This window comes from Streptomyces sp. NPDC086554 (assembly GCF_040686095.1).
In the GTDB taxonomy this organism is placed as follows: domain Bacteria; phylum Actinomycetota; class Actinomycetes; order Streptomycetales; family Streptomycetaceae; genus Streptomyces.
Genome location: NZ_JBFBJK010000018.1, coordinates 165,509 through 186,831, shown reverse-complemented (window position 1 = coordinate 186,831; position 21,323 = coordinate 165,509). Strand labels below are relative to the sequence as shown.

The 21,323-nt window shown below is 70.1% G+C and carries 21 protein-coding genes and 3 pseudogenes; 16 read left to right on the top strand and 8 right to left on the bottom strand.

All coding sequences use genetic code 11. The features are described from left to right. Window positions 1-402: 402 nt before the first annotated feature. Both AB0O76_RS28255 and AB0O76_RS28250 read right to left on the bottom strand, forming a co-directional pair. Window positions 403-528 carry a transposase gene (locus AB0O76_RS28255; protein WP_365496662.1) on the bottom strand — a complete coding sequence of 42 codons (126 nt, stop codon included), beginning with the start codon at window positions 526-528 and terminating at the stop codon, window positions 403-405. An 86-nt stretch (window positions 529-614) separates the two neighbouring features. Next, complete coding sequence (locus tag AB0O76_RS28250) at window positions 615-1,199, bottom strand: DinB family protein (RefSeq protein WP_365496660.1); 585 nt, start codon at window positions 1,197-1,199, stop codon at window positions 615-617. 156 nt (window positions 1,200-1,355) lie between these two features. On the opposite strand from AB0O76_RS28250, the gene AB0O76_RS28245 reads away from it, so the two are divergent. The 7 genes from AB0O76_RS28245 (at window position 1,356) to AB0O76_RS28215 (ending at window position 7,805) form a co-directional block, all read left to right on the top strand. Further along, window positions 1,356-2,072 carry a hypothetical protein gene (locus AB0O76_RS28245; RefSeq protein WP_365496658.1) on the top strand — a complete coding sequence of 239 codons (717 nt, stop codon included), beginning with the start codon at window positions 1,356-1,358 and terminating at the stop codon, window positions 2,070-2,072. After that, window positions 2,014-2,238 (top strand): histidine phosphatase family protein, encoded by a 225-nt coding sequence (locus AB0O76_RS28240; protein ID WP_365496656.1) that lies wholly within the window; start codon window positions 2,014-2,016, stop codon window positions 2,236-2,238. The genes AB0O76_RS28245 and AB0O76_RS28240 overlap by 59 nt, the downstream gene beginning before the upstream one ends. A 374-nt stretch (window positions 2,239-2,612) precedes the next feature. Further along, on the top strand, window positions 2,613-3,335 hold the full coding sequence (locus tag AB0O76_RS28235) for an ATP-binding cassette domain-containing protein (protein ID WP_365496654.1): 723 nt from the start codon (window positions 2,613-2,615) through the stop codon (window positions 3,333-3,335). Continuing rightward, window positions 3,332-4,150: an ABC transporter permease gene (locus AB0O76_RS28230; protein WP_365496652.1), complete on the top strand. Its 819-nt coding sequence runs from the start codon at window positions 3,332-3,334 to the stop codon at window positions 4,148-4,150. Before AB0O76_RS28235 ends, AB0O76_RS28230 begins: the two co-directional genes overlap by 4 nt. A gap of 16 nt (window positions 4,151-4,166) precedes the next feature. Further along, window positions 4,167-5,558, top strand: a complete 1,392-nt coding sequence (locus AB0O76_RS28225) for a sensor domain-containing protein (RefSeq protein WP_365496650.1) — start codon at window positions 4,167-4,169, stop codon at window positions 5,556-5,558. A 12-nt stretch (window positions 5,559-5,570) separates the two neighbouring features. After that, complete coding sequence (locus AB0O76_RS28220) at window positions 5,571-6,215, top strand: response regulator transcription factor (RefSeq protein WP_365496648.1); 645 nt, start codon at window positions 5,571-5,573, stop codon at window positions 6,213-6,215. 168 nt (window positions 6,216-6,383) lie between these two features. Beyond that, window positions 6,384-7,805 (top strand): SpoIIE family protein phosphatase, encoded by a 1,422-nt coding sequence (locus AB0O76_RS28215; protein ID WP_365496646.1) that lies wholly within the window; start codon window positions 6,384-6,386, stop codon window positions 7,803-7,805. Window positions 7,806-7,846: 41 nt separating this feature from the next. Here AB0O76_RS28215 and AB0O76_RS28210 read toward each other — a convergent pair whose 3' ends face one another. Continuing rightward, the gene (locus AB0O76_RS28210) at window positions 7,847-9,346 is read right to left on the bottom strand and encodes a hypothetical protein (RefSeq protein WP_365496644.1); all 1,500 of its coding nucleotides are present in this window, start codon (window positions 9,344-9,346) and stop codon (window positions 7,847-7,849) included. 232 nt (window positions 9,347-9,578) lie between these two features. Here AB0O76_RS28210 and AB0O76_RS28205 point away from each other — a divergent pair, with 232 nt between their 5' ends. Further along, the gene (locus AB0O76_RS28205; RefSeq protein ID WP_365496643.1) at window positions 9,579-10,718 is read left to right on the top strand and encodes an aminoglycoside phosphotransferase family protein; all 1,140 of its coding nucleotides are present in this window, start codon (window positions 9,579-9,581) and stop codon (window positions 10,716-10,718) included. Window positions 10,719-10,796: 78 nt separating this feature from the next. On the opposite strand, the pseudogene AB0O76_RS28200 reads toward AB0O76_RS28205, so the two are convergent. Both AB0O76_RS28200 and AB0O76_RS28195 read right to left on the bottom strand, forming a co-directional pair. Beyond that, window positions 10,797-11,935, bottom strand: a pseudogene (locus tag AB0O76_RS28200) (PKD domain-containing protein); the annotation flags it as partial. Next, a pseudogene (locus tag AB0O76_RS28195) lies at window positions 11,930-12,613 on the bottom strand (ABC transporter permease); the annotation flags it as partial. The pseudogenes AB0O76_RS28195 and AB0O76_RS28200, both read right to left, overlap by 6 nt. Between AB0O76_RS28195 and AB0O76_RS28190 the strand changes: the two are divergent. The 3 genes and pseudogenes from AB0O76_RS28190 to AB0O76_RS28180 all read left to right on the top strand — a co-directional run bounded on the left by AB0O76_RS28190 (window position 12,587) and on the right by AB0O76_RS28180 (window position 15,205). After that, a pseudogene (locus AB0O76_RS28190) lies at window positions 12,587-13,391 on the top strand (ROK family protein). The pseudogenes AB0O76_RS28195 and AB0O76_RS28190 sit on opposite strands and share 27 nt — an antisense overlap. Window positions 13,392-13,516: 125 nt before the next feature. Continuing rightward, entirely contained in the window at window positions 13,517-14,353 is an 837-nt protein-coding gene (locus tag AB0O76_RS28185; protein WP_365496641.1) for an alpha/beta hydrolase, read from the top strand. A 30-nt stretch (window positions 14,354-14,383) separates the two neighbouring features. Continuing rightward, window positions 14,384-15,205, top strand: coding sequence for an alpha/beta hydrolase (locus AB0O76_RS28180; protein ID WP_365496639.1), 822 nt, complete (start codon window positions 14,384-14,386; stop codon window positions 15,203-15,205). Between the two features lie 8 nt (window positions 15,206-15,213). On the opposite strand, the gene AB0O76_RS28175 is transcribed toward AB0O76_RS28180, so the two are convergent. Further along, window positions 15,214-15,729 carry an SDR family NAD(P)-dependent oxidoreductase gene (locus AB0O76_RS28175; protein ID WP_365496739.1) on the bottom strand — a complete coding sequence of 172 codons (516 nt, stop codon included), beginning with the start codon at window positions 15,727-15,729 and terminating at the stop codon, window positions 15,214-15,216. An 89-nt stretch (window positions 15,730-15,818) separates the two neighbouring features. Between AB0O76_RS28175 and AB0O76_RS28170 the strand changes: the two genes are divergently transcribed. Continuing rightward, window positions 15,819-16,394, top strand: coding sequence for a TetR family transcriptional regulator (locus AB0O76_RS28170; RefSeq protein WP_365496637.1), 576 nt, complete (start codon window positions 15,819-15,821; stop codon window positions 16,392-16,394). On the opposite strand, the gene AB0O76_RS28165 is transcribed toward AB0O76_RS28170, so the two are convergent. Next, window positions 16,372-17,541 carry a GTP-binding protein gene (locus AB0O76_RS28165; RefSeq protein ID WP_365496635.1) on the bottom strand — a complete coding sequence of 390 codons (1,170 nt, stop codon included), beginning with the start codon at window positions 17,539-17,541 and terminating at the stop codon, window positions 16,372-16,374. The genes AB0O76_RS28170 and AB0O76_RS28165 overlap by 23 nt on opposite strands. Before the next feature lie 193 nt (window positions 17,542-17,734). On the opposite strand from AB0O76_RS28165, the gene AB0O76_RS28160 reads away from it, so the two are divergent. The 3 genes from AB0O76_RS28160 to AB0O76_RS28150 all read left to right on the top strand — a co-directional run bounded on the left by AB0O76_RS28160 (window position 17,735) and on the right by AB0O76_RS28150 (window position 20,145). Then, window positions 17,735-18,769: a permease gene (locus tag AB0O76_RS28160; RefSeq protein ID WP_365496633.1), complete on the top strand. Its 1,035-nt coding sequence runs from the start codon at window positions 17,735-17,737 to the stop codon at window positions 18,767-18,769. After that, window positions 18,766-19,524, top strand: a complete 759-nt coding sequence (locus tag AB0O76_RS28155) for a TIGR03943 family protein (protein WP_365496631.1) — start codon at window positions 18,766-18,768, stop codon at window positions 19,522-19,524. Before AB0O76_RS28160 ends, AB0O76_RS28155 begins: the two co-directional genes overlap by 4 nt. Window positions 19,525-19,743: 219 nt before the next feature. Continuing rightward, window positions 19,744-20,145: a tetratricopeptide repeat protein gene (locus tag AB0O76_RS28150; RefSeq protein WP_365496629.1), complete on the top strand. Its 402-nt coding sequence runs from the start codon at window positions 19,744-19,746 to the stop codon at window positions 20,143-20,145. Here the strand turns inward: AB0O76_RS28150 and AB0O76_RS28145 are convergent. After that, window positions 20,134-20,945 (bottom strand): IS5 family transposase gene (locus AB0O76_RS28145; RefSeq protein WP_365496627.1). Its coding sequence is split into 2 segments (ribosomal slippage): window positions 20,134-20,619 and window positions 20,622-20,945, totalling 810 coding nucleotides; the frame shifts between segments, so codons are not numbered across the junction. The two genes, AB0O76_RS28150 and AB0O76_RS28145, sit on opposite strands and share 12 nt — an antisense overlap. A gap of 100 nt (window positions 20,946-21,045) precedes the next feature. On the opposite strand from AB0O76_RS28145, the gene AB0O76_RS28140 reads away from it, so the two are divergent. Next, complete coding sequence (locus AB0O76_RS28140; protein WP_365496625.1) at window positions 21,046-21,303, top strand: tetratricopeptide repeat protein; 258 nt, start codon at window positions 21,046-21,048, stop codon at window positions 21,301-21,303. Window positions 21,304-21,323: the final 20 nt, after the last annotated feature.

The window sequence follows — 21,323 nt, the reverse complement described above, 5'->3', positions numbered from 1 at the left end:
TCGATGCCGGGCCGCGCGATGCGCGCGACGATCCCGCGCTCGCGCAGCCAGGCCAGGTGTTCGGCAGAGAAGTACGCCTTGTCCGCGCGGAGTTTGACGGGTCGGCGCCGCCGTGGTCCCCGGCGGGGCCGGACGGCGGGTATGCCGCGGCTGAGCGGCTTAGCGGCTTGAGGGCGAGGCTGTCGTGCATGTTCGCGCCGGACACGGCGACGGCGAGCGGGATGCCCTGGCATCGGAGAGCACGTGCAGCCTGCTGCCCTGCGTTGCCGCGATCGACCGGGTTCGGCCCGGTCAGCGATACCCCCCTTTGGCGCGAACGGAGGCCGCGTCGACGATCGCCGAGGTCCAGTCCACCTCGCCCCGGGCCCCGAGTTCGTCAAGCACCGCCCGGTGCAGCCGACGTCACAGGCCGGCCTCGGTCCATACCGTGAAGCGGCGCTGCGCGGTGGCGGGCGACGTGCCGGACGTCGGCGGCAGATGCCGCCAGGCACAGCCGCTGGTCAGCGCGTACACCACTGCCGTGAACACGGCCCGCTCATCACACGGAGCGGTCCCACCACCTTGCGGACGACCGTCATCGTGCCGCACGGACATCACGTCACGTGAGACAACCTCTAAGCCTTGATGGGTGCGGCCGACCTGGCGGCTTGCTCGATCTTCGCGCAGTGGGCTGCACGGGCTTCCTCGTCGATCTGCTGCTCGTATTCGGGGCGCACCCCGGTCCGGCCGTCGAGGCCCTCGCGCAGGATATCGGCGTGCCCGGCATGCCGGTTGGACTCGCCGAGGACATGGACCATGATGGCGAACAGGTTCGTGTTGGGATAAGGCTCCTGCCACCACGGCACGTGGCCGGGGGCGTCGAGGGGAAGCTCGTTGATCGTCGCGTCCGAGTGTTCCCACGTGCGCCGGTAGAACGCGATGATCTGATCGCGGGTCTCGTCCTCGGTCGCCCACTGATCGCTGCCGTTGTAGTCCTGCCACCGGCAAAGCGGTTCCGGGGACGGGCGGTCGAAGACCTCGCCGAAGTACCTGGCCTCGACGGTGGCCACGTGTTTGACCAGGCCGAGGAGGTTGGTCCCGGTCGCTGTCAAAGGTCGGCGGGCGTCGTATTCGGACAAGCCGTCGAGTTTCCAGAGCAGCGCCTTGCGGTCCCGCCGCAGTCTCCCGTGCAGGTTGTCCTTCGCGAATTCATCGATCATGCGGCATGAGCCTGCCATGGGCTGCTCGTGGTCTCAAGATCCGTACGTGGCTCTACGAAAGGACGACAGCCCCAGGATTCGACGAGGCCGAGCAGGTGGTGACAGACGCCCGCCAAGCCTTCATTGGACGGCGGCCTCTACGCATACAGCCTGCCCGTGACCTCGGACTTCACCGAGCTCCTCCTCGTCCCCCGCAACGACGACACCGTGACTGCGATCGACGGCTACCTGTGCCTCTTTCACGACGCCCGCGCCTTACTGGCGGACCTCCCGCCGAGGGTCGTCGGCGGCTACGCAGTGCACGACTTGGGACCCGACCCCAACGAACAGGCGCTGTCGTTGGTGACCGCTTTGCTGGACCGGTCCGGCCTCGCCACCACGTTCGGCATCATGATCGATGCGAGTGCGGACGACTGGTTCGGCGCAGGCAAGTACCGTCTCCCGGTCAGCGAACGCCGCTTCGGCCGGGCCAGACTCATCGACTACTGGCTCGGCCTGCTCGCCCAGTTCGACGTGGTCATGCTGGAGGATCCTCTCGCCGAGACTGACATCGACAGTTGGAGCGTCCTCCACGACACACGTCCGCCGCGGTGCCGCCTGCTGGGTGACAACTTCACGTCCACCTGGCCCGCACAATTGGCGGCCAAGTCGTGCCATCTGGACGGAGTCCTGCTCAAACCGAACCAGAATGGCAGCATGAGCGGAACGTACCGATTCGCTTCCCTGACCCGTGAACTGGGCCTTTCGCTGATCGCCTCCGCCCGCTCGGTGGAGACGGACACTCCTCTGGCTAGCCACGCTGTCGATCACCACCGTGCGGCACTCACATACAGCCCACAACATCGCCGGCATCATCACCGGCCGCCTCGATGAGCCGCTGTCCGACGAAGGGCGGGACGCCGCAAGCCGGTTCGCGAGGGCACGAGGCGTACTGCAAGCCGACATCGTGCTGTCCTCGACGCGTCCTGCCTTGAGCGGGATTACGGATCCCTGCAGGGGCTGGACCAAGAGCAAGTGGCCGCCGGCAAGGCCCAAATAGAACCGCTCCACCACGTGATCCATCAAGGGCTGAAGGCGGGCCATGTCTGGTCAGCATCCGTTCACCAGTCACCGCCGCGGCGACAGCGACGGCAACGGGAGAACGGGAAAGGAGCGGGCACCCCGGGAATTCCCGCGCCGACGTGGAGCTCGCGGAAACTCGCGGGAACAGGAGGGAAGTCCAGCGGTGCTCGGAGCGCCCGACAGGGCGTTTGGCCTCGCCGGCGTGGGCTTGGCGAAGTCCCCGGCTCTGGGGGAAAACCCCCAGTACAGACGGAGGAAAGCCACGTTCCGGCGGGTCCTGTCGCAGACCTAACGTGAAGTTGTCCGACCCCACCGGGTCTGCGTGTCTGCGTGTCTGCGGCAGGAGATGAGATGATCGAGGCTCAAGGTCTCACCAAACGGTACGGCCCCACCCTCGCCGTCGACGCGTTGAGTTTCGACGTGCGGCCCGGCGCCGTCACCGGGTTCCTCGGCCCCAATGGGTCGGGCAAGTCGACGACAATGCGCATGATCATGGGCCTGGACCGGCCCGACGCCGGGCAGGCGCGGATCGGTGGGCGTGCGTACGACGAGTTGCGCTGGCCGATGCGTGAGGTCGGGGCGCTGCTTGAGGCTCGGACGTTCCATCCCGGGCGCAGTGCGGCGTCTCACCTGTCGGCGCTCGCGGCCGCGGGTGGCATCGCACGGTCTCGGGTCGGCGAGGTGCTCGACCAGGTCGGACTCACCGCCGTCGCGGGCCGCCGGGCGGGGACGTTCTCGCTGGGGATGGCGCAGCGGCTAGGTATCGCGGGGGCCTTGCTCGGGGATCCGGATGTACTCCTCTTCGACGAGCCCGTCAACGGCCTCGATCCAGAAGGGGTGCGCTGGATCAGGGAGTTGATGAAGTCGCTGGCCGGCGAGGGGCGCACGGTGCTGCTCTCAAGTCACCTCATCAGCGAAATGGCGCTCACCGCCGATCACTTGGTGGTGATAGGCCAGGGCCGGCTGCTCGCCGACACCTCTGTGCGCGAGCTGACCGTGCAGGGCCGCTCCCTGGAGGAGGCCTTCTTCGCCCTAACCGGGGACAGCGCCGACTATCGAGGAGTTTCGTCATGAGCAACCCTGTATCGCCAGCGCATGTCCTGAAGCGTGGCACTCGTTCGCCCCATGCGGGATATGGGTTCCGCAATGCCGCCCGCATGGAGTGGATCAAGCTCCGCAGTCTCCGTTCGACGTTCTGGGCGCTGCTTCTCGTGGTCGTCTCCATGGTGGCCATCGGCGTCGTGACGATGGCCGACACGAAGGCGCCGAGTACCGACAAGGCGGCCACCTTCGACCCTACGAACAACGTGCTGGCCGGTGTGGCGGTCGGGCAGCTCTTGATCGGTGTGCTGGGCGTTCTTGTCGTCACCGGTGAGTATTCGTCGGGGACGATCCGTTCCACCCTGGCGGCCATACCGAACCGGCGTCTGGTCCTCGCCGCGAAGGCGGCGGTCTACGGCGGGATCTCCCTCGCGGTGGGTGAAGCCGTCACGTTCGTGACCTTGTTCGCAGGGCGGGCCGCGCTGGGTGAGGGGCTGCCCGAGCCCGCGCTCAGCGATCCGGGGGTGCTGCGGGCGGTGCTGCTTTCGGGGGCGTATCTGGGGCTCATCGCGCTGATGGGCATCGGGATCGGCGCCATCACGCGGCACACGGCGAGCGCGATAGCCGTGCTCGTGTCGGTCACGTTCGTGCTGCCGGCGATCATCGGCGGGGCCTCGGGGACCACGGTGGCGAAGTTCTTCCCGACCATCATCGCCGGGAACTCCTTGGCCGTTTCCAAGCCGGTAGCCGACGTACTCTCCCCCTGGGTGGGCTTCGCGGTGCTCTGCCTCTACACACTCCTCGTGCTCGGCGCGGGCCTGCGCTTGCTGGCACGCCGTGATGCCTGACGGGACACTGGACACCATGCACGTCACACCCCCCATGATCACGCCGGAGCGCCCCGCGCCAGCAAGTGGCGCGAGTAAGGCTCGCGCCCTCGTGCGCGCCGCCCTGCGCGCCCCCTTCACCCGGCGGGCGTGGGCCGAGGCGGCGTACTGCCTGATCGGGTTCCCGCTCGGCCTCGTGGGTGGCGCGGTCCTCCTGGTGCTGCTCGCCCTGGGGGCGGGGTTCACGGTGTCGGTGGTGTTCTTCGTGCTGGGCGCGCTGCTGGTGATCGCGGGGCTTCAGCTGGGCCGCGGGCTGGGGCAGGTTCACCGTCGGCTGGCCGCGGGGTTGCTGGGCGAGGAGACCGAGTCGCCGCCGCCGCTGCGGCCGGAGGGCAGGTTCGTCAGCCGCATCGATGCCCGGCTGTGGGACGGGAACGGATGGCGGGCCGCGGCCTATGTGCTGGCGAAGCTGCCGGTCAGCTGCTTGGGGGCGTACGCCGTCCTGTGGTGGGTGACGGGACTGGTGAGCCTGACCGCGCCGCTGCGGTGGGCGGTGTTCGGGCAGAGGCCCGAGGCGGGTGATCCGGAGGGCATGCCGGTGCTGTCCCCCATTCCCGCCGGCGGGCTGCATGTGGACACCTTCGCGGGCACTTTCTTCGCGGCCGCGGTAGGGGTGGCCGTCCTGCTGTGCGCGCCCTGGGTGACCCGGCTTGTGGCGGAGACCGATCGCTGGCTGATCCGTTCGCTCCTCGGGCCCGGTCAACTCGCCGATCGGGTACGTGACTTGGAGGAGACCCGGGCGCTGGCCGTGGACGACTCGGTGGCGTTGCTGCGGCGCGTCGAGCGCGATCTGCACGACGGAGCGCAGGTGCGGCTCGTCGCGGTGGCGATGAGTCTGGACATGGTCAGACAGCGGCTGAGTGCGTATGACGGTGCCGATGAGGGCGCGCCGCTGGATGTCGGCCGTATTCGTCAACTCGTCGACGGCGCGCATCAGAACGCCACCGACGCGCTCACCGAACTGCGCGATCTGGCCCGCGGGATCCATCCGCCCGTGCTCGACGACGGGCTGCCCGATGCGCTCGCGACCCTGACCGCGCGCAGTGCCATTCCCGTCGACCTGGTGACGGAGGTGCCCGAGCGGCCGACCCCGGCGATCGAGACCATCGCGTACTTCTGTGCCGCCGAGCTGCTCACCAATGTCATCAAGCACAGCGGTGCGGGGCGGGCCGCGATCACGGTGGCGCAGTTGGACGGCCGGCTCTACCTCCAGGTCAGGGACGACGGGAAGGGTGGCGCCGAGATCGGGGCCGGGAGCGGACTGGCAGGGCTCGTCCAGCGGGTGCGTACGGTCGACGGCGGGATAGAAGTCAAGAGCCCCGCGGGCGGGCCGACGGCGGTCACAGTCGATCTTCCCCTGCGTGCGTGAGAGCATGCGGGCATGCGCGTCGTGATCGCTGAGGATGCCGCGGTACTGCGGGAGTTGCTGGGCCAGATGCTCGCCGAGCGTGGGCATGAGATCTGCGCGGCCGTGGGGGACGGCGACGCCTTGCGCGCCGCGGTCGCCGAGCACCGCCCGGACGTCACCGTGACCGACATCCGGATGCCGCCGACCCACACGGACGAGGGGTTGCGCGCGGCCATCGACATCCGCCGGGATCACCCCGGAACGGGCGTGCTGCTCTTCTCGCAGTACGTCGAGACGAAGTACGCTACGCGGCTGCTCGCGGAGGGGTCGGCGGGGGTCGGCTATCTGCTCAAGGACCGGGTCGCCAATGTCGCGGAGTTCGCCGATGCCCTGGAGCGGGTGGGCGCGGGCGGCACGGCCCTGGATCCCGAGGTCGTCACGCAGTTGGCCGGTGCGGGACACCGTGCGGCCGAGCTCGCGCCGCTGACCGAGCGCGAGCGCGAGGTGCTCTCACTGATGGCCGAGGGGCGGTCCAACGCGGCGATCGCGCAGAGCCTCGTCGTCTCCGCGGGCACGGTCGAGAAGCATGTGGCCTCCGTCTTCGACAAGCTCGGCCTGCCCGCGTCACATGACCACAACCGCCGCGTGCTGGCCGTCATCCGCTACTTGCGCGGCTGACACCAGGGGCATGCGGAGCGCCACCCACCCGATGGACATAGGCATATGCCATATGCAACAACGCCTCGGGTGTTGCCAAATCCCTTACGAGCCACCCCGCGCTGTGCGAAAGTCAGTAGCGGTCCATCCCGCCCGTCTGGTCGCACCGCATCGTCAACGGAGCACCTCATGCCGTCCCATGTCTTCGCGGACCGCCCAGCCGCCCAGCCGCCCGAGCGCGGTTCGGTCGAAGCGCTGATCACGCAGACGCGTCGGCTCCGCGGCGAGGTCGACGCCGTGCGTCGCGATGCCATGACCGAACACGGCGACCCCCAGGGGCGCTGGCAGCGCGCCCTGTGCGACCTCGCGGTCCATCACCTCGACGACCTGGACGACCACCTGGCGCAGTTGAGGGACGGGCCCGTCCAGCCGACGACGGAGCCGTCGGCGCCTGCCATCCCCCCGCCGCTCGAGCCACAGCACAGTTCGCTGCTCAGCCGGGTGGGCAGCGCGGAGTGGAACCTCCTGAACGACGAGGCGAGTTGGTCCGGCGAGCTCTATCAGATCCTGGGCCGGGACCCGGACGCTCCCCCGCTCTCCCTGGACGAACTGCCCTCCCTGGTGCACGTCGACGACCAGCCGATGCTGACGACCATGGTCACGGACTGCCTGATCGACGGTAAGCCGATCGACGGCGAGTTCCGGATCACGCGCCCCGACGGCGGCGTACGACAGGTGCACATGATGGGCGAGCCCGTGCTCGCCGCTGACGGCAGCACCGCCTCCATGTGGGCGGTCCTGCGGGACGTCAGCGAGCTGCGCCGCAGCCAGCGAGTGGTGCGCGAGACCCGTGACTCGCTGCAGCGCCAGCGGCAGATCGCGCAGACAGAGCACCGGCTCGCGGTCGAACTGCAGGAGGCTGTGCTGCCGCCGTGGCGTGGCTCCCTGCGGTTCCCGCACGGCGGACCCGCGGCACTCGACCTCGCCGCGCACTACCTCCCCTCGTCGACGAGCGCCCTGATCGGCGGCGACTGGTACGACGCCATGGAACTGCCGGACGGTCAGTACTTGTTGAGCGTCGGCGACCTGACCGGGCACGGCGTCAGTGTCACCTCCGGCATGGCGATGCTGCTCGGTGCCGTGCGCGGCATGGCGGTCGCCGGGGTGTGCCCCGGTCAACTGATGGGCTGGCTCAACCAGTTACTGGACACCACCGTCCAACCGGCCCTGGGCAGCGCGGTCTGCTGCCAGTACTCCCCCGCGACGGGCACGCTGTCCTGGGCGCAGGCCGGACACCCCGCCCCGCTGCTGTTCCGCGACGGGACGGGGCGCGCGCTGACACCACCGGACGGCGTGATCCTCGGGGCGACCTCCGGCGCCACCTACGAGCAGGCCGAAGAGCAACTCCAGCCAGGCGACGTGCTGTTGCTGCACACCGACGGCCTTGTTCCCCGGCGCGCCAGGGACGCGGCGACCAACCGGCTGCTGGCCCTCGCACCCCGCTTCTCCGACACGCGCGGCGCACAGGACTGCGTACGAACGGTCGTCGAAGAGTTCGGCGTGGCCCCGCGCGAGGACGACGCCTGCCTGCTGATCGCACAGGTCAACTAGAACCACGGGTCAACTAGCACCCGGGCACCGGCACCGACCCCTCACACCTGGACCCGCTTGCCACCCCCGCCCTTGCCCGCCGCCTTGGGCAGCGCCAGCTTGATCTCCTCGCGCAGGTCCTGGATCTTCGGATAGCCCGAGTACTGAGCGGTCAGCCGGTACATCTCCCGCAGCCGGTCCCAGGTGCGGTGCGAGGAGTTGGACCCCATCGACACCAGCGCCAACCGCGCGTACCGGTCGGCCTGTTCGGGATCGTCGGCGATGAAGCACGCCGAGGCCAGCGAGATGAAGTCGAAGATCTGCGACCGGTCGCGGCCCTTGGACCGCAGGTCGATCGCCTCCTTCGCATGCCGCTGGGCGGCGGCCGCCGCGGACGCGTCGTGATCGGCGAGGGTGCGGTAGGCCAGCGCCTGCATGCCGTGCATGTCCGCCTCGTCGAACATCTGCATCCAACTGGGCGGGGGCACATCCCCCTTGTCGGACACGAAGAGGTCCTCCGCGATGCCGAGCGTGCGGCGCATCGCCTGGCCCTTGCCCATCGACGCCTGTGCCCAGGCCTCGATGGTGTAGAGCATGGCCTGCGTGCGCGGCAGGACCTGCTCGCCCGAGCCCGACTTGGCGAGCTTCATCAGGTCGAGGGCGTCGTCCGGCCGGCCCAGATGCACCATCTGGCGCGCCGCCCGGGACAGGGCCTCACCGGCGCGCGGCCTGTCACCGCCCTCGCGGGCCGCGTGCGCGGCGATCACGAAGTACTTCTGCGCCGTGGGCTCCAGGCCGACGTCGTGCGACATCCAGCCCGCGAGGACGGCGAGGTTGGCAGCTACGCCCCACAGGCGCCGCTGGAGATGTTCAGGATGTCGGTAGGCGAGCATGCCGCCCACTTCGTTGAGCTGTCCCACCACAGCCTTGCGTTGCAGCCCGCCGCCGCGGGCCGCGTCCCAGGCCCGGAACACCTCGACGGAGCGCTCCAGTTCCTCGATCTCCTGCGACCCGATGGGGGCGGCCTCATAGCGGTCGAACCCAGCGGGGTCGGCGTGCAGGGGATGGTCGGTGCGTGGAGCGTCGGCAACGAGGGCCGGATCGGTGTGCAGCCAGTCGTGCATGGCGCTGCTGAGTGCGGAGCCTGCGGCAAGCGCAGCGCCCGCGCCCACCAAGCCGCGTCGGTTGAGCATGAGGTCCATTCCCGTGAATTCGGTGAGGACCGCGGCTGTCCGTTCGGGCGCCCACGGCACGCCGTCGGGGTGCTCCACACTCCCGTCGCCACGCCGTTTCCCCACGCGCCCGTGCCGGACCAGACCGAGATCCTCAATGGTCACGACACGGCCGAGACGCTCGGTGAACAGAGCCGCCAACACCCTGGGCACGGGATCGCGCGGGATTTCCCCCATGTCGATCCAACGCCGCACCCGCGAGGTGTCGGTGGCCAGCTGCGGATGACCCATGGCCGCCGCCTGCCGGTTCACCAGTCTCGCGAGTTCCCCCTTCGACCAGCCTGCCAGGCCGAATAGGTCCGACAGTCGGGTGTTGGGTTGTCCGTTCACGTCAAGCCCCCAGGTTCTCGGCTGAGTTGACAGTAACCCTCTGTCAGTTGCTGGGCGACTATTCGCCAGGGTTCGCCAGGGTGCGCCACATGGTGTGCCAGGGGACGCCGGGTGTCAGGTAGGAGTGCGCCACCCCGACCCGGACCACCTAGGGGCATTCCCCAGGGTGTACCGAGGGGGCCGGGCGGGAGGCGCCGCAACTCACAGGCACACGAAGGGATCTGTATCGCCCATGTACGCAGCATCGTCCTCCGTGTCCGCCCCGCCCCGGCCGCTGCACACCCGACAGCCCGGCAGCGGCCCATACTTGGAGCCCGCGCGCCCCGCGGCCGGGTCGCTCGGCGCCGGCCGGACGCGGCGCGTCCCGGGGCCCGGCACCCAACCGCTCAGCGGGAGACTCGACTTGTCCGGCCCCCAGGGGGCGCAACTGCGCACCGCGATCGCCTCGGTGCACCGCATCTGTCCGGAGTTCAACCCGGTGCAGGTGCTCCGCCGCAGCGGACGCACCGTGCTCCTGGTGGGAACGACAGGGCGCAGCACGGCGATCGCCAAGTGTTTACTCGACCACTCGCCGGTGTGGGCCGAGCGGATCCGGCACGAGATAGCGGCATACCGCTCGTTCGTCCGGCACCGTCCGCCCGTCCGGGCCCCGCGGCTCATCGCCGCGGACCCGGAGGACTGCACGCTGGTGATCGAGCGGATGCAGGGCCGCGTCGCCGCGCTGTCCCGGCACCCCGTGGAGCCGCCGCCGCGCGCGGACGTACGGCTCGCGCTCGGTGCGATCGACCGCCTCAACCGATGGCGGCCGCCGCAGGAGATGTTCGGCAGGCCCTTGGACTACGGCAAGCGGATCTCCCGCTTCCATGAGTTGGGTCTGCTCACCGACCGGGACATGGGTGACCTGCAGAAGCTGCTGCACGGCATCGCGCACTCGGCGGGGCAGCAGGACACCTGGCAGTTCTGTCACGGTGACGCGTTGCTCTCGAACATCCTGCTTTCGCCGGCGGGTCCGGTGTTCGTGGACTGGGAGCATGCGGGCTGGTATCTGCCCGGCTATGACCTGGCGACGCTCTGGGCGGTGCTCGGTGACGCTCCGGTGGCGCGTCGCGAGATCAGTCAGCTGGCGCAGCACGCGGGTCCCGCGGCGCGGGACGCGTTCCTGGTCAACCTGATGCTGATCCTGACCCGAGAGATCCGTACGTACGAAATGGCCGTGCAGCGCTCGATGCACGACGCGGCCCCGGCGGCATCGGGCCCGGCCCATCCCGGTGCTGCGCCGTCCGGCGAGGAACAGCGACTGCTGCTGAGGCGGTTGCACGACGACTGCCAGCTGGCCCGGCGGGCCGTGCGTGCGGCGGTCGGTACTCGCTGACGGGGATGACGGTCCGCAGTGCGCCTTGGACAGCGGCGCACTGCGGACCTTCGTATGCCTCTGGCGACTACCGAGCGACTATGACGTGGTGAACTGCACCGTGTCCACGTCGAAGGAATTGTCCTGCGTCGACTTGAAGACCGCATACAGCTTGTGGGTGCCGGTCAGCGCCTCGACAGGGACGTCCGGAGTGGCCCGATGAGGACAGCTTGTAGCTGACCTTGCTGACGCCTTCGACGCTCATCGGGCTGTACGCGATCCAGTCGCCGTTGCTGATGTCGCCGATGCGCTTGCCGTTCTCGGCACCCTCCTGGGAGACGATGCGGGTTCCTGACTGGTCGTCGTGGTACTCGGCCTGCTTGTGCTTGGGGTGCATGACGGAGCGGCCGTAGCCGGTCAGCGCGCTGACGCCGTCGCCGCCCTTGTCGGTGTACTTGGCATTGAGTACGTAGGTGAGGTCGGCGCCCTCGGGGTGGCCGCCCAGGTCACCCGTGTCCACGGTGCCTTCGCAGCCGGGGATGTCGGTGGTGGGGTGCTCGTGGTCGTCGTGGCCGAGGGCCGGGTTGACGGTGACATTGGTGCAGTCGATCGTGCCGTCCTCGGGGTCGGTGACGGTGAGCTCGTAGGGGATCTTGTCGCCGAACTGGATGAGCTTGCCGTCGACCGGGGTCTCGATCGTCACCTTGGGTGCGGTGTTGCCCGCCGTCACGGGGACGTTGGCGTAACCGGACTTGCCGGTGGAGTCGGTGACCTTCAGCTGGGCGTTGAAGTCTCCTTTGGCGTCGTAGGTGTGGGAGGGGTTGGCCTCGGTGGAGTCATAGGTTCCGTCGCCGTTGAAGACCCAGGCGAAGGTGAGCGGGTCGCCGTCCGGGTCCTTGCTGCCCTCGCTGGAGAAGTCGACCTTTGGCGCAGTCGAACTTGGCGCCGACCTTCTGGGTGTCGGGGTCATAGGGCGCGTACGCCTGGTTGTTGCCGTGGCAGAACGGCCAGCCGTAGTTGCCCGCCTTCTTGATGACGTTGTACTCGACCAAGCCCTCCGGGCCGCGGTCGGTCGTCGGGGCGCCGCGGTCGGGGCCGTAGTCGGAGGCGTGCACATGGCCCGTCTTGGGGTCGACGGTGAAGCGGAAGGGGTTGCGGAAGCCCATCGCGTAGATCTCCGGGCGGGTCTTGTCCGTGCCCTTCTCGAAGAGGTTGCCCTGGGGGATGGTGTAGCCGCCGGAGCCGCCCGCCAGGACGGTGCCGCCGAGCACGACGGCGGCGATCGACTCCAGGTCGTAGCGGGCCTCGGTGCCCGCCCAGGGGGCGCCGGCGCCGAGTCGTGAGGCGAGGAAGAGGGCGGCGGCGCCCACGCAGAGCGAGCACAGGACGTGGGCGGCGATGATCGTGCGCCGGGTGCGGACGCCGGACAGGCGCGCCGCGTGTTCGTCGCCGCCCGTCGCGTACAGATGATGGCCAAAACGGGTGCGGCGGGTGATCAGCCACATCGCGGCGGCGACGGCGGCGAGCAGGAAGAGCGAAACGGGGATCGGGCCCATCCGGTCGTAGCCCAGATGCTGGAAGGAAGCGGGGACCTTGCCCGCCGGGCCCGTGTAGTTGTCCTCGATCCAGCCGCGCAGGATGAACGCGGTGCCGAGCGTCGCGATGAACGCGTTGACCTTCAGGCCAGTGACGATGAGGCCGTTGGCGAGTCCAACGGCCGCCGACAGGGCGAGGACGGCGAGGACCGCCGTGACGACGCTGCCGTCCTCCATGGTGGTGGCGGCCACGAGCGTGCCCAGGCTGATCAGATACGCCACCGACAGGTCGAGCGACCCGGTGAGGATGACGGCGGCCTGGCCGACGGCGCCCAGGCCGAGGGCGACGCAGTTCTGCAGGATGCCGACGACGTTCGACAGACCCGCGCCGACATCGCCCGCCTCACGGGGGCTCGCGCGCTCGACGGTCTCGCAGCGGGTGGACGCGCTCATCGCGCACGACTTCGTCATCGAGGAGGCCGACGGCGGGTCGACGGGCGGCAGACCGCCCCGGCGGCTGCGCCTGCGCACGCACGAACACGCCGTCGCAGGCGTCGACTTGGGGGCATCGCACTGCCGGGTCGCCCTGCTCGACATCGGCGGCGAGATGCTCGCCCTGCGCGAGGATCCGCTCTCCATCGCGGACGGCCGGCTGCACCGGGGCGCGCAGGGCAGCGCGGGCGACATCGGGCACATCCGGGTCGGTGACACCGAGGAGCCCTGCCGGTGCGGCAACTCCGGCTGCCTGGAGGCCGTCGCGGGTGGCGCGGCGATCGCCCGCAGGCTGTCCGCGCTCGGCCTGGAGGCCGCGTCGGGCAGCGATGTCGTACGCCTGGTGAAGTCCGGCAACCGCGACGCCGTCCGCATGGTGCGCGAGGCGGGACGCGCGGTGGGCGAGGTCCTGGCGGGTCTGGTGAACTTCTTCAATCCCGACACGGTGGTGGTGGGCGGCGCGCTCGCGGCCGTCCACGACCAACTCCTGGCGGGCGTACGGGAGGCGGTGTACCGGCGCTCGCACCCGCTGGCCACCCATGTGCTGCGCATCGAGCCGAGCCGCACGGGCCAGAACGCCGCGGCGGTGGGCGCGGGCATTCTCGCGGTCGAACACGCCCTGTCGCCGCGCCAGGTGGACCGCGTCCTGGCGGGCGCCGCACGCTGACCGGACCGCGGGGCGTGTCCAGGCGGGCGGCAGTTTCCGCGTAGACCGGACAAGCACCATGCAACACCGGCCAACCCGCCAACTGCCCTATATCGCCGGGGGACTTGCGACCGTAACTTCGGGCTATGCCCCCCAACGACGCACAGCAGATCGACCGGGCCAACGCAGCCACCGACCGCGTGCCGGTCGTGTTCGTGCACGGCCTGTGGATGCTGCCCAGCAGCTGGGACCTGTGGACCGCGCACTTCGAGGCGGCCGGGTATGTGCCCGTCGCGCTGTCCTGGCCCGACGACCCTGACACGGTGGCCGAGGCCAGGGAGCGCCCCGAGGCCTTCGCCGGAAAGACCGTCGGACGCATCGCCGACCATCTCGCCGGGCTCATCGACGGCCTGGAGCGCAAACCCGCGATCGTCGGGCACTCGGTCGGCGGGCTGCTCACCCAGATCCTCGCCGGGCGAGGGCTGAGCGCCGCTTCGGTGGCGATCGACCCGGCGCCGTTCCGCGGCATCATGGCGCTCCCGCTGTCGACGCTGCGCTCCCTGCGCCCCATGATCGCCAACCCGGCCAACCGCAAGCGCGCACTGCCGCTGACCTTCGAGCAGTTCCGCTACGCCTACGCCAACGCGGTCAGCGAGCGGGAGGCCAGGGAGCTGTACGAGAAGTTCGCCGTCCCCGCCCCGTGCGCACCGCCGTTCCAGGCGGCGGCCGCGAACCTCAATCCGCGGACCGAGGTGAAGGTCGACTGCCGCAACCCCCGGCGCGGCCCGCTCCTGATCATCTCCGGTGAGAAGGACCACGCCGTGCCCTGGGCGCTCGCCAACGGCGCGTACAAGAAGCAGCAGCAGAACTCGGGCGTCACGGAGATCACCGAGATGGCGGGCCGCGACCACGCGCTGATCATCGACAGCCGCTGGGAGGAGGTCGCCGACACGGCGCTGGCGTTCGTGCGCCGCTTCGTCTGACCGCCCTCAGTCCCCCGAGAGGACATCCGCATGGGCACGTTCACCACCGTCGACGGGACCACGATCCACTACAAGGACTGGGGCGAGGGCCGTCCGGTCGTCTTCAGCCACGGCTGGCCGCTCAACGCGGACGCCTGGGACAACCAGCTGCGTCTGGTCGCCGAGAGCGGCTACCGCGCCATCGCGCACGACCGCCGCGGCCACGGCCGTTCCGGCCAGCCGTGGCAGGGCAACGACATGGACACCTACGCCGACGACCTGGCGCAGCTCGTCTGGAACCTGGATCTGCGGGAAGCCGTCCTTGTGGGGCACTCAACGGGTGGCGGGGAGGTCGTCCGCAGCATCGGCCGGCACGGCACCGACCGCATCGCCAAGGTGGTGCTGCTCGGCGCCGTGCCACCGCTCATGCTGAAAACCCCGGCCAACCCGGAGGGCCTGCCGCGCGAGGTGTTCGACGCGATCCGGGACGGCGTGCGCACCGATCGCTCGCAGTTCTACCGGGAGTTGAGCGAGAGCTTCTACGGCGCGAACCGGCCGGGGTCGACCGTGTCGCAGGGCACTCGGGACGCCTTCTGGCTGCAGAGCATGCAGGTCGGCGCGAAGGCGGCGTACGACTGCGTACGCCAGTTCTCCGAGACGGACTTCACCGAGGACCTGCGCCGTGTCGACGTGCCCACCTTGATCGCGCACGGCGACGACGACCAGATCGTGCCCATCGTGGCCTCCGCCCACAAGTCGGCCCACCTGGTCAAGGACGCGGCCCTGAAGGTCTATCCCGGCGCACCGCACGGTCTGACGGGCGCGTTCGAGGAGGCCTTCAACACGGACCTCCTTGAGTTCCTCGGCTCTTGAACCCGTCCTCAGCTCCTCAACCCGTCCTCGCAGAGCCGCTCGCACAGTGACCAGACTGCGTCGCGGGTACGGGGATCGGTGGCGAAGTCCGGCCACGGGACGCGGCGGCAGCGGGTGTCGAAGTAGGCGCCGGTGACGCCTACGAGCTCCGGGCTGGTGGCGAGGTGGATGCGGGGGAACGCGCGCATCGGCGTTGCCTGGTTGCCCGGTGTGTAGGCGTGTCCGGGGTAGGCCACGTTGACGGTGACGCCCCGGCGCTCGGCCGGGTTCATGCCGAAGTTGTTGACGAGTGCGTCGAGTCGGAGGTGCCCGGCGTTCACCGCGTCGGCCACCCGCAGCAGCCCCGCACGCAGCGTCAGATCGGCGGCCACCACATCCACCTGCCCGCCACCGTCCTCACGTTCGAGCTCGCGCACGGCGTCGGCGGCCCGCCCGGGATCGCGGCCCACCAGGATCACGTGCGCGCCGCGCCTGACGAGTCCGCGGGCCGTTTCCTTGCCGATGCCTCCGGTGCCGCCGGTGATCAGCGCCGTCCTGCCGTGCAGGGTCGTCTACCGGAGCAGGCACCGAGAGCCCGGAGAGCGGCGGGCTTCGGGCTCGCGCCCGACGCACCATGCGGGCCGAACTAGCCGCGCTCGCCCTGGAGTTGTTCACCGAGCGCGGCTTCGACGAGACGACCGTCGAGGACATCGCCCGCGCCGCAGGACTGTCGAAGCGGAGCTTCTTCCGGTACTTCCCGTCCAAAGAGGACGTGGTCTTCGGCGCCGTCGAGTCGATGGCGCAGGACGTCGCGGAGGAGGTGCGCGGCCGCCCCGCCGACGAGTCGCCGTGGGACTGCCTCCATCAGGTGCTGCGCGCATGGCAGCAGCGGATCCACAACTCAGGGCAGGAGTTGGCCGAGCTCACGCTCATCGATGCCACGCCGTCACTGCGGGCCCGGCTGCACCAACGGCGTGACGCGATGCGCGCCCAGGTCGCCGAGGCGCTCGCACAGCGCCCGGGCGCGAAGCTGGACGCCTTCAGCGCCGACGTCCTGACCTCGGCGGCGGCCGCGGCACTTGACGCCGCGGACCGGGAGTGGCTGCGCTCGGGCGGCACGGCGGACCGCGCCGCGCTGGTCGACCGGGCGTTCGCGGCACTGCGGCCCCGAGAGGGGTCAGGGGCCCTCAGGGCGTCTCGGCGTCGCTGAGCAGCGGGTCGGGGATGGCGGCCCATCCATCGCGCCCCAGGGCCAGTTCGGCGTCGGTGAGCAGGGCCGCGTCGAGTGCCGAGCGGATCCGCTGCTCGTCGAGGTCGATGCCGGTGAAGACGAGTTCGTTGCGGCGTTCGCCGTAGTAGTCGTGCCAGAACCAGGAGGCGAGCGTGCGCCGTTGGGGGGTGGCCGCCTCCCAGGCGCGAGGGGAGGCCTCCTCCAACCAGCGGCCGGATTCGCGCAGTTCAAGGTGCGCGCCCGCCGAGCGCCAGGTCACCACGGCATCGGGGCGACTGGTCAGCCACAGGTGCCCACGACTGCGTACGACGCCGAACATCACGGCGGGCAGCGCATCGGCGAGGCGTTCGGGGTGCAGGGGGCGGCGGGCGCGCCAGAGGACCGATGCGACGCCTTCGTGGTGGCCGCGCCGCAGCGAAGGGACGGTAACGGGCTCAAGGCGCGACCGCCAGCGGTCGCCGCACCCGGGCGGTGCGGGCCGGAGGAGGGGCGAGGGCAGTTCCGCTCCGGCGGGCGGCAACAACAGGGCCTGCCCGTTGAGGTGACCGGCGAGTGCGGCGGCGCCGGACGCGGGCGGCCCGATGTCGGGCTCAGGGATCAACAGGGCGTCGGCCGCCTCGACTTGGCGGGCGGCGATCTCGGCGGGCGTCAGCGGATCGCCGCGGTCGTCACCGTCCCACAGGCGTACGGCCCGATGGACGCAGCCGATGTCGGCCATGAAGGATTTCGGGTCCACGCCCACCAGGAGCGGCGCCGCGTCGTAGTGGTCCCCCAGCGAGCCGCTGCCGACCCGTGGCCGCCACAGCTCCACCAGGAAGGGCAGCACGTCGAGGTCCTCCGGGAGGGCGAGGACGACATGCGGGCGGCCCGCGGCGCGGCGGACGGCCAGCAGGTCCTGGCGCAGGATGACCACCGGGTCGCCGGTCGCGCCCTGCGCCGCGGCGTCCCGCAGGGCGGGGTCCGCGCCGGACAGGAAGCGCTGGACGACGGGGTACCCGGCGTCGGAGCCGTGGATCGACACGGCAAGGACCACGGCGTTCGGCGCGGCGCGCAGCAGTTGGTCCACCACAGCACCGCGGACGTCCGGCGTGTTGCCGGCCACCACGCTCAGCAGGCCCTTGGGCACGTGCGCCTCCCTTCACCAATTATTGAAAATGATTTCCATCTGTATAGCATGTCCTTCAGAGGCCCGAAGCACAGCCCGGCACCGGTGCCCCGGCCCCTGCGCCCCGACCCCGGGCACACGGCCCGCCGAAATCCCGGACCGGGCCCGACCGGCTCGCTATCGTGACGCCCCCGGCCCAACAATCGGAGAAAATGTGCGCAACCCGGAGCTGATCGAAAGACCGCCAGCCGGTCCCGACCCCGGGCCGACCCGGCCAGCGAACGGCAGCCCCGTCCCCGGCCTTGTCGCCACCGGCGTCCTCTCCGTGGCGCTGCTCCTGGCACTCGGCTGGGCCATGGGCGGCACGCAGTGGCTGACGCACCCGGGATTCCGGGCCTGGCAGACCGTCTGCCTGGCGATCACGGTGCAGGCCCTGCCGTTCCTGGTGCTCGGCACGCTGATCTCCGGGGCCGTCAACGCCTTCGTCCCCGCGCATGTGTTCAGCAAGATGCTCCCCCGCAACCCCGCGCTCGCGGTGCCCGTGGCGAGCGCGGCGGGCGTGGTCCTTCCGGGCTGCGAGTGCGCGTCGGTGCCGGTCGCGGGAAGCCTGATCCGGCGCGGGGTCACACCGGCCGCCGCGTTCGCGTTCCTGCTCTCGGCGCCTGCGGTCAATCCGATCGTGCTCGCCTCCACTGCGGTCGCCTTCCCCGGCAAGCCGGAGATGGTCGCCGCCCGCCTGATCGCCTCACTTGCCACCTCGGCCGCCATGGGCTGGCTCTGGCTGAAGCTCGGGCGCTCGGAATGGCTGCGGATGCCGTCCCGGCACACCGGCCACCAGCACGGACACAGCCGCTGGGAGGAGTTCCGGCTCGGTTTCCAGCACGACTTCCTGCACGCGGGCGGGTTCCTCGTGCTCGGCGCCATGGCCGCCGCGACCTTCAACGTCACCGTGCCGCGCTCGGTCCTCGACACCTTCGCCGACTCGCCCTGGCTCTCGGTGCTCTTCCTCGCGGCGCTCGCGATCGTCCTCGCCGTCTGCTCCGAGGCCGACGCCTTCGTGGCCGCCTCGCTGACCGGCTTCTCCCCCACGGCCCGCCTGGCGTTCATGGTCGTCGGCCCCATGGTGGACCTCAAACTGATCGCCCTGCAGGCGGGCACCTTCGGCCGTGCTTTCGCCCTGCGGTTCTCGACGGTGACGGCCCTGACGGCCGTGACCTGCACCGCCCTGACCGGATGGTGGCTGCTGTGAAACGGAACCTCCAGGCAGTGCTGCTCCTGCTGACCGGTGCCGCCGTGCTGCGGGCCGCCCTGTTCGACGACCTCGCGCTGCGGTACGTGAAGGAAGGCCTGCTGCCTTTCCTCGTCATCGCCGGTTTCGTACTGGTCGGCGTGGGACTTCTGGGTGTCGTACGTGACGGGCTGCCCTTCGCCGGGCGGCGCCGCGCACAGACCGACCCCGAGGCCGAGCCGCCGAGCGACGGCGCCCACGGCCACGACCACTCCCACGGCCCCCGTGTCGCCTGGCTGTTGCTGCCGCCCGCGCTCGCGCTGCTGTTCTTCGCGCCGCCCGCCCTCGGTTCCTACACGGCCGCCCGCGACAGCCCGAAGGTCGTCGCGGACTACGACCGTTTCGAACAGCTGCCCGCGCACGGACCTGCGCCGCTCTCCCTTACCGAGTTCATCGGCCGAGCCCAACAGGACGACAAGGAGAGCCTCAAGGGACGTGCGGTCCTGATGTCGGGGTTCGTCACCCCCGGCAAGGGCGGCACTTGGAAACTGACCCGCCTCGTGGTGGCCTGCTGCGCCGCGGACTCCCAGTCCCTGACGGTGACCGTGCACGGTGCCAAGGCTCCGCCCGCCGACACCTGGGTCAAGGTCACCGGCACCTGGCACCCGAAGGGCACCTTGGGCACCTCGTCGGCCGCTCTCGCCCTGGACGTCGAATCGCTCGAACGGATCCCCGAACCGCCGAGCCCCTATATGGACCGGGCGCCGACGCCTTGATCGGATACGAAGTCGCCCAACTACCGCTCCCTGCAGGATAATTGGCAGACTGACAGGACGAAGGCCGATGTCGGCGCACATGACTTGGGCGCACCGGAGGTGCCAGCCGTTCGCGCTCTGCGCCCTCCTCCCCGGCGGTCTGGGAGAATGTGCCCCCACGGAACCCGAATTTCACCGGCCGGGAACGACAGCTCACCAAGCTGGCCGAACACCTGGAACGTGGCAGAACAGCAGCAATTCTGCCGCAGGCCATGTAGGGCGGCGTTCGGTGAGGACGACCCGGCGACGTTGAACACCGCCCACAACCTCGCCGTATGTCTGCGGCTCGCCGGCCGGTTCCAGGATGCGTACGACCTTGACTGCACTACATGGGAGTTGAAGCAGGAACTTTTCGGCAGCGATCACGAACTGACCCTGCTCACCCGGGTCGGCCTGACGATAGACGAGCGGGAACTCGGCCGGTACGCCGACGCCCGCAATCGACAGGAGGAGGTCGTCGCCGCATACGAGCAGCAGTTACCCGCGGACAATGCGGCTGTCCTGCGCTCCAAGCGCGTCCTGGCGGTGGCCCGCCGAAAGGCCGGCGACCACCGCGCTGCCTTAGAACGGCTAACACAATGACTGGAGTTGGCGGTGGGTGATGAGGCAGCAGGCCAGTTTGAGGAAGGCTTCGTGGATGTCGGCCCGGCGTTCCCATCGGACGCGTAGTCGTCGGAAGCCGTGCAGCCAGGCGAAGGTCCGCTCCACCACCCACCGGTAGACGCCAAGTCCGGTGCCATGCCGGGTGTTTCGACGCGCGATGGCCGGCACGATGCCCCGGGCGCGGACCTGGTCACGGTAGATGTCGTGGTCGTAGCCGCGGTCGGCGAAGAGCGAGTCCGGCTTGCGCCGCGGGTGTCCGACCCGGCCGCGGATGGGCGGGATGGCGTCCAGCAGCGGCATCAGCTGGGTGACGTCGTTGCGGTTGGCGCCGGTGAGGATGACCGCGAGCGGGGCGCCGTGCCCGTCGGTGATCAGGTGGTGCTTGGAGCCTGCCCGGCCCCGGTCGACCGGCGACGGGCCCGTGTGGATCCCCCTTCTAGCGCCCTGACGTGGGAAGAGTCGACCACACAGCGGGACCAGTCGAGGCGAGCGGCTGCGTTCAGCTCGGCGAGCAGCACCTCGTGCCCCCGTTGCCAGACGCCGGCCTCGTTCCAGTCCCGGAGCCGGCGCCAGCAGGTCATGCCCGAGCCGAAGCCGAGCTCCTTGGGGAGGTGTTCCCACTGGATGTCCGTGTGCAGCACGTACAAGATCCCGCACAGGACCTGGCGGTCCGGGACCGGAAGGCGACCGGGGTACCGGAAGCGGCGTTCCTTCTTCGGCAACAGCGGCTCGACCCGCTCCCACAAGTCGTCCGGCACGATCCACGGTGAAGTCCCCACGGCCCGGACAACGTCCAACTCACCTATGAGGCACGGCTACCAGGGCCGTCGCACCTCATTGTGTTAGCCGTTCTTAGAGGTGTCGCAAGAGGTGTGGGAGGTGGCAGTCAGCCGGTTCGGGCAGGAGCATCCGGACACGATCGCCGCATCGATCGGCCTGTCGGTAGATCTGGGGCACGACGGACAGCTGGACCAAGCCCGGGAACTGGCCGACGTCTGCTGCCATCGGTATCAACGAATCTTTGCGGAGCAGCATCCGCACACTGTCTCGGCAATGGCCAACCTCGCCATCATCTTGCGGCTGCAGGGGCGGCCGCTGGAGACATACGAGCTGGATATGCGCGCATACCCGCGCTGAGCGTGAAGCTGGGCGAGCGG